The 15,780-nt window shown below is 71.6% G+C and carries 14 protein-coding genes; 3 read left to right on the plus strand and 11 right to left on the minus strand.

Annotated features, from left to right (window positions below; genetic code table 11):
* Positions 1–23: 23 nt before the first annotated feature.
* The 5 genes from ACQP2F_RS39445 to ACQP2F_RS39465 form a co-directional block, all read right to left on the minus strand.
* Positions 24–920 carry a phosphatase PAP2 family protein gene (locus tag ACQP2F_RS39445; protein ID WP_433307783.1) on the minus strand — a complete coding sequence of 299 codons (897 nt, stop codon included), beginning with the start codon at positions 918–920 and terminating at the stop codon, positions 24–26.
* A 102-nt stretch (positions 921–1,022) separates the two neighbouring features.
* Positions 1,023–2,354, minus strand: coding sequence for a M16 family metallopeptidase (locus ACQP2F_RS39450; protein WP_433296839.1), 1,332 nt, complete (start codon positions 2,352–2,354; stop codon positions 1,023–1,025).
* 6 nt (positions 2,355–2,360) lie between these two features.
* Entirely contained in the window at positions 2,361–4,712 is a 2,352-nt protein-coding gene (locus ACQP2F_RS39455; protein ID WP_433296841.1) for a polyribonucleotide nucleotidyltransferase, read from the minus strand.
* A 194-nt stretch (positions 4,713–4,906) separates the two neighbouring features.
* On the minus strand, positions 4,907–5,176 hold the full coding sequence (gene rpsO / locus ACQP2F_RS39460; RefSeq protein ID WP_026206975.1) for a 30S ribosomal protein S15: 270 nt from the start codon (positions 5,174–5,176) through the stop codon (positions 4,907–4,909).
* Between the two features lie 115 nt (positions 5,177–5,291).
* On the minus strand, positions 5,292–6,224 hold the full coding sequence (locus tag ACQP2F_RS39465; RefSeq protein WP_433296843.1) for a bifunctional riboflavin kinase/FAD synthetase: 933 nt from the start codon (positions 6,222–6,224) through the stop codon (positions 5,292–5,294).
* An 81-nt stretch (positions 6,225–6,305) separates the two neighbouring features.
* On the opposite strand from ACQP2F_RS39465, the gene ACQP2F_RS39470 reads away from it, so the two are divergent.
* Together ACQP2F_RS39470 and ACQP2F_RS39475 are read left to right on the plus strand one after the other, a co-directional pair.
* Positions 6,306–8,192: a sensor histidine kinase gene (locus ACQP2F_RS39470; protein WP_433296845.1), complete on the plus strand. Its 1,887-nt coding sequence runs from the start codon at positions 6,306–6,308 to the stop codon at positions 8,190–8,192.
* An 11-nt stretch (positions 8,193–8,203) separates the two neighbouring features.
* Positions 8,204–8,578 carry a response regulator gene (locus ACQP2F_RS39475; RefSeq protein ID WP_433296847.1) on the plus strand — a complete coding sequence of 125 codons (375 nt, stop codon included), beginning with the start codon at positions 8,204–8,206 and terminating at the stop codon, positions 8,576–8,578.
* Positions 8,579–8,604: 26 nt separating this feature from the next.
* Here ACQP2F_RS39475 and truB read toward each other — a convergent pair whose 3' ends face one another.
* Positions 8,605–9,444 carry a tRNA pseudouridine(55) synthase TruB gene (truB, locus tag ACQP2F_RS39480; protein WP_433307784.1) on the minus strand — a complete coding sequence of 280 codons (840 nt, stop codon included), beginning with the start codon at positions 9,442–9,444 and terminating at the stop codon, positions 8,605–8,607.
* Between the two features lie 68 nt (positions 9,445–9,512).
* Complete coding sequence (locus tag ACQP2F_RS39485; RefSeq protein ID WP_433296849.1) at positions 9,513–10,976, minus strand: MATE family efflux transporter; 1,464 nt, start codon at positions 10,974–10,976, stop codon at positions 9,513–9,515.
* A 535-nt stretch (positions 10,977–11,511) separates the two neighbouring features.
* Between ACQP2F_RS39485 and ACQP2F_RS39490 the strand changes: the two genes are divergently transcribed.
* Positions 11,512–12,810 carry an alpha-amylase family protein gene (locus ACQP2F_RS39490; protein WP_433296851.1) on the plus strand — a complete coding sequence of 433 codons (1,299 nt, stop codon included), beginning with the start codon at positions 11,512–11,514 and terminating at the stop codon, positions 12,808–12,810.
* A gap of 15 nt (positions 12,811–12,825) precedes the next feature.
* Here ACQP2F_RS39490 and ACQP2F_RS39495 read toward each other — a convergent pair whose 3' ends face one another.
* The 4 genes from ACQP2F_RS39495 to ACQP2F_RS39510 all read right to left on the minus strand — a co-directional run bounded on the left by ACQP2F_RS39495 (position 12,826) and on the right by ACQP2F_RS39510 (position 15,774).
* Positions 12,826–13,860: a DHH family phosphoesterase gene (locus ACQP2F_RS39495; RefSeq protein ID WP_433296853.1), complete on the minus strand. Its 1,035-nt coding sequence runs from the start codon at positions 13,858–13,860 to the stop codon at positions 12,826–12,828.
* A complete protein-coding gene (rbfA, locus tag ACQP2F_RS39500) occupies positions 13,857–14,324 on the minus strand; it encodes a 30S ribosome-binding factor RbfA (RefSeq protein ID WP_433296855.1) in 468 nt (155 codons plus the stop codon). The genes ACQP2F_RS39495 and rbfA overlap by 4 nt, the downstream gene beginning before the upstream one ends.
* A gap of 100 nt (positions 14,325–14,424) precedes the next feature.
* The gene (locus ACQP2F_RS39505) at positions 14,425–14,718 is read right to left on the minus strand and encodes a DUF503 domain-containing protein (protein ID WP_433296857.1); all 294 of its coding nucleotides are present in this window, start codon (positions 14,716–14,718) and stop codon (positions 14,425–14,427) included.
* Positions 14,719–14,751: 33 nt separating this feature from the next.
* Positions 14,752–15,774 carry a TRM11 family SAM-dependent methyltransferase gene (locus ACQP2F_RS39510; protein ID WP_433296859.1) on the minus strand — a complete coding sequence of 341 codons (1,023 nt, stop codon included), beginning with the start codon at positions 15,772–15,774 and terminating at the stop codon, positions 14,752–14,754.
* Between the last annotated feature and the right edge of the window lie 6 nt (positions 15,775–15,780).

A 15,780-nucleotide genomic window follows, 5' to 3' on the forward strand; every position in this document is an offset into this window, starting at 1 on the left:
CGAGAACACCAACGCGGATGGAGTCAGTCACCCGGTGAACTTAGCGCACGCCGCCGGGCCGACCGGCGCTCGGCCAGCCCGACCGCCAGGAACGTCAGCGCCACATACAGCCAGCCCACGAGCACGTCGGCCACGTAGTGCTCACCCGTGTAGACCAGCGTGAACGTCATCGCCAGCGGATAGGCCAGCAGCAGCGGCCACCACCGCTTCCGGACCATCGGCAGGAAGAAGGCGACGGCCATCATCGCGTACGCCGTGTGCAGTGACGGCATCGCCGCGACCGGGTTGGACTGGTCCGCCTGCAGGCCGTTGAGCGTGTTCCCGGCGCTGTGCAGCCCGATCGCCGCGAAGCCGTTGGACGAGATGCGGTAGACCTGCTCGGTGAGATAGCCGTGCTCCCACGCCCACCACGGCGGCGCGGCCGGGTAGAGGAAGTAGGTCGCCAGCCCGGCCAGGCTCAGCGTGATCCACCGGCGCATGAAGCGGTAGGACAGCTTCCGGTTGCGCACCCACAGCACCACCGCGACGGTCGGCACGGTCAGGAAGTGCGAGACGTAGATCAGCGTGACCACGATCTCCCACCACTGCACGTGGCCGGGCTGGTAGAGGTGCTGCTGCAGCCAGATGGTCGGGATGCGGCCGCCGGTGAGCCAGCCGAACATGCCCTCGTCCGCGTTGATCATGGGCAGGACGTGCGGGGCGAAGAGCTTGTCGGCCGAGCCGCGCGAGACGTTGTAGAACACCAGCAGCAGCACGACCGGCAGCCAGTCGCGCAGGAACAGCAGGTGCGACCGCCACGGCTGGTAGTTGCGCCAGGCGATGGTGGCCAGCCACAGCCAGCCGAACGCGACGAGCGGGTCGCTGGTGGGCACTCCGACGACGGCTACGAAGACGGCGAAGGCCGCCGCCCAGATCAGCATGCCGATCAGACGGCGCTTGCGCAGGTCGGCAACGACGGGCGTCGGCGGCGTCTCGGGCGGGGTCTCCAGCGTCGTCACGGGGTCCAAGGTTAACGGGCGGGGCTACGCCCCGGGGAACGCCGCCTCGTCGAACGGGCCCACGACGGCCAGCGACATCGGCTGGGCGAGCAGCTGGCCCGCGATCGCGTCGATGTCGTCGGCGCTCACCGCGTCGACCCGGCCGAGCAGCTCGTCCACGGTCATCAGGTCGCCGTACAGCAGCTCGGACTTGGCCAGCCGGCTCATCCGCGAGCCGGTGTCCTCGAGCCCCAGCACGTACGAGCCCTTGACCATGCCCTTGCCGCGGGCGATCTCCTCGGCCGTGAGCCCGGTGCGGGACACCCGTTCGAGCTCGGTGCGGGTGAGGTCGAGAACCTCCTCGACCTTGCCCGGGGCGCAACCGACGTAGACGCCGAACAGGCCGGCATCGGCGTACTGGCTCGCGTACGAGTAGACCGAGTAGGCCAGCCCCCGCTTCTCCCGGATCTCCTGGAAGAGCCGGCTCGACATGCCGCCGCCGAGCACGTTGTTGAGCACGCCGAGGGCGAACCGCCGCTCGTCGAGGCGGCCGATGCCGACCCCGCCCAGCACCACGTGCGCCTGCTCGGTGTCGCGGTTGCGGACGACCGTGTGCGGCTTCTGGTGACGCACCCGCTTGCTGCCGCCGCGCGGGGCGGCCGGGTCGGCCGGGGCGGAGTCCAGCGCGGTGCCGGCCAGTGCCTTGCGCACCAGCCGCACGACGGTGGCGTGGTCGAGGCTGCCGGCCGCCGCGATCACGATGTTCGGCGCCGTGTAGCGACGCTTGTAGAAGCCGTTGATCTGGTTGCGGGTCATCGGGGTGATGGATTCCTCGGTCCCCGAGATGAGCCGGCCCAGCGGATGGTTACCGAAGATCGCCTCGGTGAAGACGTCGTGCACCTCGTCGCCGGGCTCGTCCTCGTGCATGGCGATCTCTTCGAGGATGACGCCCCGCTCGATCTCGACGTCGGCCGGGTCGAGGACCGAGTCGGCCACCGCGTCGCAGATCACGTCCACCGCCAGCGGCAGGTCGGTGTCGAGCACCCGCGCGTAGTAGCAGGTGTATTCCTTCGTGGTGAAGGCGTTGGTCTCGCCGCCGACCGCCTCGATCTCGGCCGAGATCTGCAGCGCCGTGCGCTTGTGGGTGCCTTTGAAGAGCAGGTGCTCGAGGAAGTGCGAGGCGCCGGACATGGCCGGCGTCTCGTCCCGCGAGCCGATGCCGACCCAGACGCCGAGCGACGCGCTGCGCGTGCCCGGGATGTTCTCGGTGATCACGCGCAGGCCGCTCGGGAGGGTCGTGCGGCGCACGCCCTCGCCGAGGGCCCGGGTGACGACGCGGGCCGGCCTTCCGGCCGGCCCGCGCGAACTCGCTGTCACCGGTGATTACTCGCGGGGGGCGCCACGGTCGCCACCACGGTCGCCACCGCGGTCGCCGCTGGGACGCGACCGGCGCCGGCGCGGCTGGTCGCCGCCCTCCCGGTCACCGCGGGGACCACGGTCCTCGCGGGGCCGCGACTCGCGGGCCTGACCCTCGGCCGGGGCCGGGGCCTCCTCGCCCTCGGGGCGGACCTTGTCGAGGTAGATCTTGCCGCGGGCGTCGATGTCCGCGATCTGCACCTCGACCTTGTCGCCGACGTTCAGGAAGTCCTCGACCCGCTCGACCCGCTTGCCGTCGCCCACCTTGGAGATGTGCAGCAGGCCGTCGCGGCCGGGCAGCAGCGAGACGAACGCGCCGAACGCGGCCGTCTTCACCACGGTGCCGAGGAACTTGTCGCCGACCTTGGGCAGCGTCGGGTTCGCGATCGCGTTGATCCGCTCGACCGCGGCCTCGGCCGACGGGCCGTTGGTCGCGCCGACGTAGATCGTGCCGTCGTCCTCGATCGAGATGTCGGCGCCGGTCTCGTCCTGGATCGCGTTGATCGTCTGGCCCTTGGGACCGATCACCATGCCGATCTTGTCGACCGGGATCTTCACGGTGGTGACCCGCGGCGCGTAGTCGCTCATCGACGCCGGGGCGTCGATCGCGGCCGCCATCACCTCGAGGATCGTGGTGCGGGCGTCGTGGGCCTGCTGCAGCGCGCCGGCCAGCACGTCGGACGGGATGCCGTCGAGCTTGGTGTCGAGCTGCAGCGCGGTGACGAACTCGCTGGTGCCGGCGACCTTGAAGTCCATGTCGCCGAACGCGTCCTCGGCGCCGAGGATGTCGGTGAGCGCCACGTACTGCGTCTTGCCGTCGACCTCGTCCGAGATCAGGCCCATCGCTATACCGGCGACCGGCGCCTTCAGCGGCACACCGGCGCTCAGCAGCGACAGGGTCGAGGCGCAGACCGAGCCCATCGACGTCGAGCCGTTGGAGCCGAGCGCCTCGGAGACCTGGCGGATCGCGTACGGGAACTCCTCGCGCGACGGCAGCACCGGCACCAGGGCCCGCTCGGCCAGCGCGCCGTGACCGATCTCGCGGCGCTTCGGCGAGCCCACCCGGCCGGTCTCACCGGTCGAGTACGGCGGGAAGTTGTAGTTGTGCATGTAGCGCTTGGACTTCTCCGGAGCGAGGGTGTCCAGCGCCTGCTCCATGCGCAGCATGTTCAGCGTGGTGACGCCCAGGATCTGGGTCTCGCCCCGCTCGAACAGCGCCGAGCCGTGCACCCGCGGCAGCACGCCGACCTGGGCCGACAGCGGGCGGATGTCGCGCGGCCCGCGGCCGTCGATGCGGATCTGCTCGCGCAGCACCCGCTGGCGCACCTCGGTCTTGGTGAGCGACCGGAAGGCGGCGGAGATCTCCTTCTCCCGGCCCTCGAACCGCTCGTCGAGCAGCTCGTGCGCCTTGGCCTTGACCAGGTCGAGGGCCTCCTCGCGCTCCTGCTTGGCGGCGATCTTGAGGGCCTCGGCGGTCTCCTCGCGCACCGCCTCGGCGACGGCCGAGTAGACGTCGTCCTGGTAGTCCAGGAAGACCGGGAACTCGACGGCCGGCTTCTGCGCGACGTCGGCCAGCTCCTGCTGTGCGCGGCACAGCTCGCGGATGGCCGGCTTGGCGGCCTCGAGGCCACCGGCGACGATCTCCTCGGTCGGCGCGGCGGCGCCGCCGGCGATCAGCTTGACCGCGTTCGGCGTGGCCTCGGCCTCGACCATCATGATCGCGACGTCACCGTCGGCGAGCACGCGGCCGGCGACCACCATGTCGAAGGTGGCCCGCTCGAGCTCCTCGATGGTCGGGAAGGCGACCCACTGGCCGTCGATGTGCGCGACCCGGGTCGAGCCGATCGGGCCCGAGAACGGCAGGCCGGAGAGCTTGGTCGAGAGCGAGGCGCCGTTCATGGCGACCACGTCGTACGGGTGGGCCGGGTCGAGCGCGAGGACGGTCTCGACGACCTGGACCTCGTTGCGCAGGCCCTTGGTGAACGACGGGCGCAGCGGCCGGTCGATCAGGCGGCAGGTGAGGATCGCGTCCTCGCTGGGCCGGCCCTCGCGGCGGAAGAACGAGCCGGGGATGCGGCCGGCCGCGTACATCCGCTCCTCGACGTCGACCGTGAGCGGGAAGAAGTCGAAGTGCTCCTTCGGCTGCTTGCTCGCGGTGGTCGCGGAGAGGACGACGGTCTCGCCGAGCTGGACGACCACCGAGCCGGCGGCCTGCTTGGCGAGGCGGCCGGTCGAGAAAGTGACCTCGCGGGTGCCGAAGGCACCGTTGTCGATGATCGCGGTGCGGGACTCGGTCCCGAGAGCGTTCTGCTCTGTCATGTTGTTGCGGTACTCCTTCGTCGAGGACCCGGCGGTCTGCTACGCGGTGTTCAGGCTGCCGGTCTTCGATCGAAGTGCCCAGGAAGTCTGCCTGGGAACCACTACCGAGGACCGGTGTCTGCGCTTGCCTGCAACCGCGCGGGTCCGTGGGTTGTTCAAAGGGGAGCCGCCCGGTCAGGCGGCTCCCCTTCACGTCATCGGCGCAGGCCGAGCCGCTCGATGAGCGACCGGTAGCGCTGGATGTCCTTCTTCTGCACGTAGTTGAGCAGGCGGCGGCGGCGGCCGACCAGCAGCAGCAGACCACGACGGCTGTGGTGGTCGTGCTTGTGCACCTTCAGGTGCTCGGTCAGGTCGGCGATCCGCTTGGTCAGCATCGCGACCTGGACCTCGGGGGATCCGGTGTCGCCGTCCTGCGCCTTGTACTCGTCGATGATCTTGGTCTTGGTCTCTTGATCGAGCGCCATGTTCTCCGAAATTCTGTGTTGCCGGTGATCAACGGATTCCGCACCCGCGGCGTCGGGCAGGCACGCGGAACCGGTCGTGGGGGTAGCCCACGGTCGTGTCAACCCTACCAGGGGGTCAACGAAGCAGCGCGCGGGTCTCTTCCACGTCCTCGCGGATCTGCGCGACGAGCGGCTCGATGCCGTCGTAGACGCGCTGTTCCCGCAGGTGGGCGGCGAAGTCGAGGCTCACCCGCTCGCCGTAGAGGTCGCCCGCGAAGTCGAGCACGTACGCCTCGACCCGGCGCTCCCGGCCGCTGAAGGTCGGGTTGGTGCCGATCGACACGCTGGCCGGCAGCCGGCCGGCGTGCTCGCCGCCGCGGATCAGCCAGGCCGCGTACACCCCGTCGGCCGGCACCGCCGCGTAGCGATGCACCATCAGGTTGGCGGTCGGGAAGCCGATCTCGCGCCCGCGCTGGTCACCGCGGACGACCACGCCACCCAGGCGGTGGGGCCGGCCGAGCGCGGCGGCGGCGGCGCGGACATCCCCGGCGTCGACACAGCTGCGGATGTACGTCGAGGAGAAGACCACGCCGTCGGCGGACACCAGGGGAGCGTCCTCGACCGTGAAGCCGAACGACCGGCCCAGCCGCTCGAGCAACGGCACGTCGCCCGCAGCCCGGTGGCCGAAGCGGAAGTTGTCGCCGACCACCACGACCGCCGCGTGCAGGGCCTCGACCAGCACGTCGTGGACGAACGCCTCGGGCGACAGCTGGGAGAAGGCCGGGGTGAACGGCACCACGCACAGGGCGTCGACCCCCAGCTGCTCGATCAGCTCGGCCTTGCGGACCGGCTCGGTCAGCACGGCCGGGTGCGACCCCGGGCGTACCACCTCGGCGGGGTGCGGGTCGAACGTCATCACCACGGACTGCAGACCGAGGTCGCGGGCACGCTTCACGGCATGCCCGATGATCGCCTGGTGGCCGCGGTGCACGCCGTCGAAGACGCCGATCGTCACCACCGACCGGCCCCAGCCGCCGGGCACCCCCTCGTAGCCCCGCCACCGCTGCATGACTGCCCCCTTGTACCGAACGTCCCGCGCCACAGCGTATCGGTCTCACTCAGCGCCCGAAACGCTACGATTGGTGCCGGTATGCGCATCGAGTGGAGTGCCCTCGTCCTGCTCGCAGCGGAGTTCACGTTCGCGGTGCTGTTCCTGCGTGCGCTCGGCGGCTACCTCAGGCGTCGCGATTCTCTCCAGGGCAACGTGACCCTCGTCTTCCTCCCCTGCACCGTGGTCTTCTGCGTGGACATCGCGCGCTGGCTCGACGTTCCGATGCCGGACTGGGTCTCGATCGCCTCGACCACGGTGCTGCTCGCCCAGCCGTACCTGACCGTCCGGCTGGCCGAGCGGCTGCGGCGGGTGCCGCGCTGGCTCGACCGGCTGATCTTCTGCGCGTACGTGGCCCTCGCCGTCCCCATGATCATGGAACCGCGCCCGCTCGACTCTCGCGCGCTGCTCCTCATCGTGATCGGCTTCGCCTTGAGCGAGGCCGTCCCGGCCGCGCTGCTCTACGGCAAGGCCCGCGGGCGGGCCGGCGCCAACCGGGCCCGCCTGATGATCGCGGCCGCCGCCACCCTCGCGTTCGCCTTCATGGCGTTTCTGATCGGGCTGGCCAGCTTCTACGGCAGTCCCGCGCTGCTCGCCGCGAGCCGGGTCCTGGCTCTGACCAGCGGCCTCGGCTACCTGGTCGCGTTCCTGCCGCCGCGCTGGCTGCGCCGGGTGTTCTCGGCCAGCGCCGCGCACAGCGTCACCGAGCGCCTGCTGCGCGAGCCGGCCGAGTCGTCGGCCCAGGTCTGGCAGGTGTACGCCGAGATCATGCGGGAGCAGACCGGCGCCGACGCGGTGGCCGTGCTGATGCCCCTCAGCGACGGGCAGCTGGCGCAGACCGCGTTCGCCGGCCCGCCGGTGCCGGCTCACCCGTCGCTCGACGCCGAGGACCTCACCGCGCTGATCCGCCGCGACCGGCCGGCCCGCCTCCGCGAGGGCATGCCGGCGCTGGTCGCCCACTACGGCGACGAGCTCGGCGAGGACTTCGTCACCGTGCTCGGCATGCCGGTGCCGCCCGACATCGAGGGCGCGGTGCTGCTGTTCAACCGGCACCGCTCCCTGTTCCACGACGACGACCTGCGCCTGCTCGCGTCGCTCGGCGGCCAGGCCGGCATTCTCGCCGAGCGCCAGGCGCTGGCCGAGACGCTGAACGCGTCGGTCGCCGCCCTGACCGCGGCCAACCAGGCCAAGAGCGCGTTCCTGGCGAACATGAGCCACGAGCTGCGGACGCCGCTCAACGCGATCATCGGGTTCAGCGACCTGATGCGCGTCGAGGAGCCGTCCGGCGACCGCCGCCTGGTGCCGGCCGAATGGGTCGAGCACATCCACACCAGCGGCCGGCACCTGCTGGGCCTGATCAACGACATCCTCGACCTGGCCAAGGTCGAGGCCGGCCGGCTCGAGCTGCGCCCGGCGCCCCTGCGCGTCGACATCGCGGTGGCCGAGCTGCTGACCGGCCTGGCCCCGCTGTTCAGCACCAAGCAGATCGCGGTGCGCACGGACCTGCCCGAGGTGTCGGCCATGGCCGACCGGGTGCGTTTCCGGCAGATCGTGGAGAACCTGCTCTCCAACGCGATCAAGTTCACCGAGCCCGGCGGTGCGGTCACGGTCGCGGTCCGGCAATCCGGGGACGACGTGTACGTGTCGGTGGCCGACACCGGGGTAGGCATGACCCAGGCCGATCTGGGCCGCGTCTTCGAGGAGTTCCAGCAGGTCGGCGACCCCGACCGGCAACGGGCCGGCACCGGACTGGGCCTGGCCCTGACCAAGCGCCTGGTCGAGGCGCACGGTGGCGAGATCACCGTGGAGTCGGAGCTCGGCACGGGCAGCACCTTCACCGTACGGCTGCCGGCCGCCCTTGATCTTGACCTGCCGAGCGAGACCCACCCCGGCGCGCAGGCCCGGCGCCCCGCCCGCACGACCGGCTGAAGGAGCACACGTTGAGCAAGATTCTGCTGGTCGAGGACGAGGAACTGAACCGGACCCTGGTCAAGGCGGTGCTGTCGCGGGCCGCGGATCCGGCGGTGCGCGAGGCGGAGGTGCTGGACGCGACCAGCCTGGCCGCCGCGCGCGACCGCCTGTCCGCCGACGCGATCGACCTGGTCCTGCTCGACATGAACCTGCCGGACGGCAACGGCCTGACCCTGGCCCGGGAGCTGTCGACGGTCTCCCCGCGCCCGACCGTCGTCGCCGTGACCGCGAGCGTGCTGCCCGCCGACCGGGCCGCCGCGATCGAGGCCGGCTGCGACGACTTCCTGGACAAGCCGTACGCCGCCGCGGATCTGGTAGCGACGGTGGCTCGCCATCTCGCTTGACTCTCAGGCGGGAGCGAGCACGACTCTCAGGCGGGAGCGAGCACGATCTCGGCCCGGGCCCGGCCGTCGCGCTCGGAGACGATGGCCAGCACCTCACCGTCCGGGCCGAACACCGCGTAGGGGCCGTCGATCCCCACCGGCGCGAGCGGTCCGCCGTGGCTGAGCACCTTCGCCTCCTCGGGCGTCGCCGCCCGCGGCGGGAACGCCTGGCGCGCCGCCTCGGTCATCGACAGCCCCACCACATCGGGCGCGCGCGCCTCGAGCTCCTCGAGGGTCAGCGCCTCGTCGAGCGTCATGCGGCCCACCGCCGTACGCCGCAATGCCGTCAGATGCCCGCCCACGCCGAGCGCCGCACCGAGGTCTCGCGCGATGGCCCGGATGTAGGTCCCCGACGAGCAGTCCACGTCGATGTCCACGTCGACGACCTCCCCCGCCTTCCGGATGCCGAGCACGTCGAGCCGCGAGATCGTCACCCGCCGGGCCGGCAGCTCCACCGTCTCGCCGTCCCGGACCCGCTTGTAGGCCCGCTCCCCATTGATCTTGATGGCACTGACCGCGCTCGGTACCTGATCGATCTCCCCGCGCTGGGCCGCCAGCCCCGCCCGGATCGCCTCCTCGGTGACACCGGCCGCCGAGACCACGGCGGTGACCTCGCCCTCGGCGTCGTCCGTGATCGTCGACTGCCCGAGCCGGACCGTGGCCCGATAGCTCTTGGTCGACCCGATCACGTAGGTGAGCAGCCGGGTGGCCCGGTTGACTCCGACGATCAGCACGCCGGTGGCCATCGGATCGAGTGTGCCCCCGTGCCCGACCCGCCGGGTCTTGGCCAGCCGCCGCACCCGCGCGACCACGTCGTGCGAGGTCATCCCCGCGGGTTTGTCCACCACGATCAGCCCGTCTGCGCTCACCCGCCCACCCTAGGGGTGCCGTCCGATCACGCCGCCCGCACCGCCCCCAGCACCGCCCACTTTCCCGATCGCCACCGCCAGACGGTCGTCACGAACCGGACCAGGATGAACAACCCGAGCCCGGCCCAGACCCCGCCCAGGCCGAGGTCGAGCCAATAGGCAAGCCACACCCCGGGCAGAAACCCGGCCAGGGCCGAAGCGAGCGTCAGGTTGCGCAGGTAGCGCACGTCCCCGGCCCCGATCAGCACGCCGTCCAGGGCATACACCACCCCGGCGAACGGCATCAGCCCGACGAACCAGGGCCACACGGTCGCCGCCTGCGCGTGAACCGACGGATCGGGTGTGAACCAGCCCGGCACCACACCGGCCCCGGCCGCCGCGAGCACCGCGAACCCGATCCCCGCGACCCCGCCGGCGATGGTCACCCGCCGGGCGACGTCCCGGGCGGCGCGACCGTCCCCGCCGCCGAGCGCGGCACCGACCAGGGACTGGGCCGCGATCGCCACCGCGTCCAGCACCAGCGCGCTGAAGAACCACAACTGCAGGGCGATCTGATGCGCCCCCACGGCGGCCACGCCGAAGCGTGACGCGACGGCCGTCGCCGAGAGGAAGCACGCCTGGAACGCCGCGCCCCGGATGAGCAGGTCGCGACCCAGCACGAGCTGCTGCCGGATGACCCGCGGGCGGGGACGCAGCACCGTCGTCTCGCGGATCAGGGCGACCAGGAAGCAGCCGCCGGACACGGTCTGTGCGACCACGTTGGCGACGGCCGAGCCGGTCAGGCCCCACCCGGCGGGGTAGACGAGCAGCGGGCACAGGATCGCGGAGAGCACGTTGGCGCCGAGCACGAAGAGCAACGGCCGCCGGGTCTCCTGCACGCCGCGCATCCAGCCGTTGCCGGCGGCGGCGAGCAGCAGGCCGGGCACGCCCAGCGCGGCGATGCGCAACCAGCCGGCGGCGGCGTCGGCGGTGACGGCATCGCCGGCGAGGACGTGCGCGAGCGGTCCGGCGCCGGCTTGGGCGAGCAGAGCCAGCAGTACGCCGGCGGCCAGCGCGAGCCATGACGTCTGCACGCCCTCGGCCACCGCGGCCGCCCGGTCGCCGGACCCGAACCGGCGCGCGGCCCGGCTGGTGGTGCCGTAGGCCATGAGCGTGCCGAGCCAGGCGGCCATCGACATGACGGTTCCGCTGACGGCGACGGCGGCGAGTGGCACACGCCCGAGATGCCCGACGACGGCGGTGTCGACCAGGACGTAGAGGGGCTCGGCGGCCAGCACCACGAGTGCCGGGACGGCCAGGCGAGCGATGCCCCGGGCCGTGACCGGCTTGGTGGACCCAGAGCCGCCGGGTCCGGTGGCCGGAGCGATCGCGGAGCCGCCGGCCTCGGTGGCCGGAGCGGGCCCGGAGCCGGGAGCGGCCTCGAAATCAGCGGACCGCGGCTCGGAGGCGGGGGCGGACCGGGACGGGGACGGCCGGGCAGGCGGGCTCATGGCTACCCATGATGCCCGCCGGGCCGTAAGGATCGCAAATGACTTGAGTGCTTACCGGCTCACTGGCGCGTGTCCAGCGACGTCTGCAGGGCGCGGCGCGCCTGCTCGCGGGCTTCGTCGGTGGCCGGGGGCTTCGGCTTGGCAGCCATGATCGTGGTTCCTCCACGGTGGGTGGGGCGCGGCTCGGCGGCACGCGCCCGAGATCGGTCGAGCGGGGCGTCACGGGGCCGGTCCGGGGTCGCCGGACGCATGGCGCGGGGTGACGCGGCCCGAGTCGGTGGACCCGGGTGGCTCGAGGCTTCGCGGCGGCTGGTGGTCACGGCCGCGCAAAACCAAATCACCGTTAAGGACCAAACTATCGTTCAGTTCCAACGGACGAGGCGTGGTTCCCACCCAGCGAGACGAACGAGGCCGGCCCGGCGACCGCACGGGATGCCCAAAAACCGTTCACGACCTGCGAAAACACCGTCCGTCCACCCGATCGGGTGAGTTCCGCCGCCGAGTGGCCACCGGGATGGCGGGCTAGAAAGGCGAGATGCGCTGGTCCGATCACGCCATCTGGTGGCATGTCTATCCGCTCGGCTTCCTCGGCGCCGAGCGCACGGCGCTGCCGCCGGGCGAGCCGGTGCGCCATCGCCTGCCGGCCCTCGCCGACTGGCTGGACCACCTGCTCGAGCTGGGGTGCAACGGCCTGGCGCTGGGGCCGATCTTCGCCTCCGAGTCGCACGGCTACGACACGATCGACCACTTCCGGGTCGATCCGCGGCTGGGCACGGAGGACGATCTCGCCGAACTGATCGAGCGGGCCGCGGCCAAGGGCGTACGGGTGCTGCTCGATGGGGTTTTCAATCACGTCGGCCGTGGGTTCGCCGCCTTCGCCGACGTGCAGCGCCGGGGGCCGAGCTCCGCGTTCGCCGACTGGTTCGTGCCCGAGGGCGACGGCTTCCGCACCTTCGAGGGGCACGAGCGGCTGGTCGCGCTCAACCACGAGTCGCCGGCCGTCGCCGATCACGTCACCGCGGTGCTCGGGCACTGGCTCGATCGCGGCGTCGCGGGCTGGCGTCTCGACGCGGCCTATGCGGTGCCGCTTCCGTTCTGGAAGAACGTCCTTTCGCGCGTACGGGACAAACACCCCGATGTGTGGATCTTGGGCGAGGTGATTCACGGGGACTACCGGTCGTACATCACCGAGGGCGGGCTCGACTCGGTCACGCAGTACGAGCTGTGGAAGGCGATCTGGAGCTCGCTGAACGACGCGAATCCGCACGAGCTCGCCTGGGCGCTGGGCCGGCACGACGAGCTGCTGGCGACGTTCGCGCCGCAGACGTTCGTCGGCAACCACGACGTGACCCGCATCGCGAGCCGCCTCGACGACCCCCGGCACCTGCCGCACGCCCTGGCGGTGCTGTTCACGGTGGGCGGCGTTCCCACGGTCTACTACGGCGACGAGCGCGCCTGGCGCGGCGTCAAGGAGGAACGCGAGGGCGGCGACGACGCGATCCGCCCGCGGTTCCCGGCCACTCCCGCCGAGCTCGGCGACGACGGCATCGAGACGCAGCGGCTGCACCAGACCCTGATCGGCGTGCGCCGTCGCCACGCCTGGCTGGTCCGTGCGACGACGGAGGTGCACAGCCTCGGCAACGGCGTGCTTAGCTACTCGCTGACCGGCCCGGACGGCGAGCGCGTGGCGGCCGTCCTCAACTTCGGCGCGTCCCCGGCCTCCGCCGAGCTGCCGCCCTCGTCCTGGCGGGTCGAGGCCGGCGCCGCCACCATCGAGGCCGGCTCCGGCCGGGTCACGCTCGACCCGTTCGGCTGGTGCGTCGCAACCGCGTAACCCGCCCCGCACGCGTCAGAGCAGGTGGTCCTCAAGCCGGGCTCGCACCGCGGTGACCACGTCGCCGGGCGTGCCGTGGCCGGTGAAGCCCGCCGCGAACCGGTGCCCGCCGCCGCCGAGGGCGACCGCCACCGCGCTCACGTCGACCGCGCCCTTGCTGCGCAGCGACACCGCCCACTCGTCGTCGCCGGTCTGCTTCACCACCACCGCCACGTCGGCCTCGGCCACGCTGCGGATCGGGTCGATCAAGCTGTCGAGCACGTACGGCCGCTGCCCGTACCGCCGCAGGTCGTCGAGCGTGGCGTAGGTCCACACCATGCCGTGGCCGGCCGCCGCCGCGGGGTCGAGCGCCGCGCGGCCCAGCACGTCGCCGGCCAGCTTCATGGCGCCGAAGGGGCGGGTGTCGAAGATGCGCCGGGAGATGTCGCCGGGGCTGATGCCGGTTGCGATCAGGCGGGCGGCCAGCTCGTGCACCTCGGGCGTGGTCATGTCGAACTTGAAGGAGCCGGTGTCGGTGGCGAGCGCGACGTACAGGCATTCCGCGATCTCCGCGTCCAGCGGCACGTCGAGTCGCGTGAGCAGCCCCTCGACGACCACCGACGTCGCCGCGGCGCGCGGGTCGACCAGGTTGAGCCGGCCGAAGCGCGTGTTGGACGCGTGGTGGTCGACCACGATCACACACGGCGCGTCCAGCAGCCGCACCAGCCCGCCCAGCCGGGACTCGGCCGCCACGTCGAACGTGATGACCGCCTTCGGCGCCTCGAATGCGCCGGATTCCGGCACGAGCAGGTCGACGCCGGGGAGAGACTGGTAAGGAACCGGGAGCTCGAACTCGCCCGGAAAGGTCGCCCGCAGACGCGTGATGCCCGACTTCCGCAGCGCGAGCGCGAAGCCCAGCATGCTGCCCAGCGCGTCCCCGTCCGGGTTCACGTGGCAGATCAGCTGGACCTCGTCGCCGTCCGCGCCGGGAGCGAGCCCGCGGACCGCCTCGACGGCCGCGGACCACTCCTCGCCGGTCACTCCCCCGGGCCCGCCCGAGGCAGTCGTCACCCGAGATCCTCGCGTGCGCCGACCCGCTGGGTCTCCTCGTCGTCCTCGTCGTCCTCGGACTTGTAGGGGTCGGGGTCGCCCGCGTACTGCTTGCCGGCGGCCAGGCGCTGGACCTCCTCGTCGCGCAGGCGGGCCTCGGCGAGCAGGTGGTCGATCTCCTTGGCCTGGTCCTGCACGTTGTCGAGCACGAACGCGAGGCTCGGCGAGTGCCGCAGGCCGAGGGCGTGGCCGACCCGGCTGCGCAGCATGCCCTTGGCGCTCTCGAGCGCCGCCTTGGTCGCCGCCTGCTCGGTCGGGTCGCCCAGGACCGTGTAGTAGACGGTGGCCTCCCGCAGATCGCCGGTGATCCGGGCATCCGTGATCGTCACCATGCCGAGCCGGGGGTCCTTGATCTCACGCACCAGCGACGCCACCAGTTCCCTGACGCGCTCCGCATGCCGACGCGTCTTGGCCGGGTCTGACATATCGCCCACCTCCGACTGTGATCCGCGGGTCCGAACTGCCCCCGCCCAACTGCTGAAGCCTACCCACGACCCGTTGCCGACGAACGTCCTGGCAACGGCGCTAATCGTCGTCGCCGTAGAGCCGCCTCTTGACCGACAGGAGGTCGATCTCGGGACGGCCGGCCACCTGGTTCTCGCACGTGTCGATCACGGCGCGCGCCTGGGCGGCCTCGGACGCGACCACGGCCACGCCGATCTGAGCGCGGCCGTGCAGGTCGTGCATGCCGACCTCGGCGACGCTGACCTCGAACTTCTTCAGCATCGCGATGATCGGGCGAACGTAGGAGCGCTTCTGCTTGAGCGAACGGGAGTCGCCGGGCAGCAGTAGGTCGAACACTGCGGTCTCGGTAAACATCGCGAGCACCGTACCGCCTGGGTACGACGTTTTTCAGCCGACTTTTCGGGCGATGAGCACGTCCCGCTCGATGCCCTGGTCGACCCGGTGCGCGAGCGGCTCGTGCCGGACGATCTCCAGGCCGTTCGCGAGCAGGATGTCCTCGGCGAGCTCGCGCCGGGCGACCTTGGTGTTCCAGGACAGGCCGAGGGCGCCGCCCGGGCGCACCAGCGGCAGCCAATGCGGCACCGCGCGCTCGAGCAGGTCGAGCGGGCTGCGGGAGAGCCCACCCTGATCGTCATAACTGCCATGGGCGATCCCGTACGGGAGATCGGCCACCAACACGTCGGCGACCCCGCCCCGGAGCAGGCCGTCGAGCTGCGTGGTGTCGGCCTGGAGCACGGTCACCTTCTGGATGGCGCCGGCCTTGTGGTCGTCCTTGCTGGCGGCCATCGTCACCTCGAGCCGCCGGGCCGCGCGCCGCCCCTGACGCCGTACCGGCACCAGGTCGGCGGTGTGCTTGAGCCGCTTGCGCTTGAGCCAGGTCTGCAGGAACAGCTTGTACGCCTCGACGTCCTTCCCGTCGACCTCGATCCCGATCGCGTCGTAGCCGTACATCAGCGCCTGGTTAAGCGTGGTGCCCCGGCCGCACAGCGGGTCGAGCACGGTGAGGCCGCCGTCGAGCATCCGCCCGGCCGACGCCGAGGCCAGCAGCGTGAGGTTGAGGACGAGCTTGGTGAACTGCTCGTTGGTCTTGCCGGCGTACTTCGGGATCGTGATCAGGTCGCTGTCGTAGCGCGCCAGCGGCGTCAGCGTGAGCGGCTTCAACAGCTCGTCGACCCGCTCGAACAGCGCGTAGGCCGACGACAGGTTCGACAGGTACGAAATGTCCCGCGGGGAGAGCGAGGCGGTGAACGTCAGGTACTCCACGCCCCCGAGGAGCAGCGCATCGATGTCCGAGATGTCGGACGACAAGACCGCGCCGAAGGCGGCGAGCTCGGCGCGGGCGAGACGCCCGGCCTGATCGGCGTAGACGCGATTGGCGGAGGGAGCGAGCAGCAGGGCGTACCGGGACATGATGCC

It is taken from the genome of Actinoplanes sp. CA-030573, from assembly GCF_050951115.1.
In the GTDB taxonomy this organism is placed as follows: domain Bacteria; phylum Actinomycetota; class Actinomycetes; order Mycobacteriales; family Micromonosporaceae; genus Actinoplanes.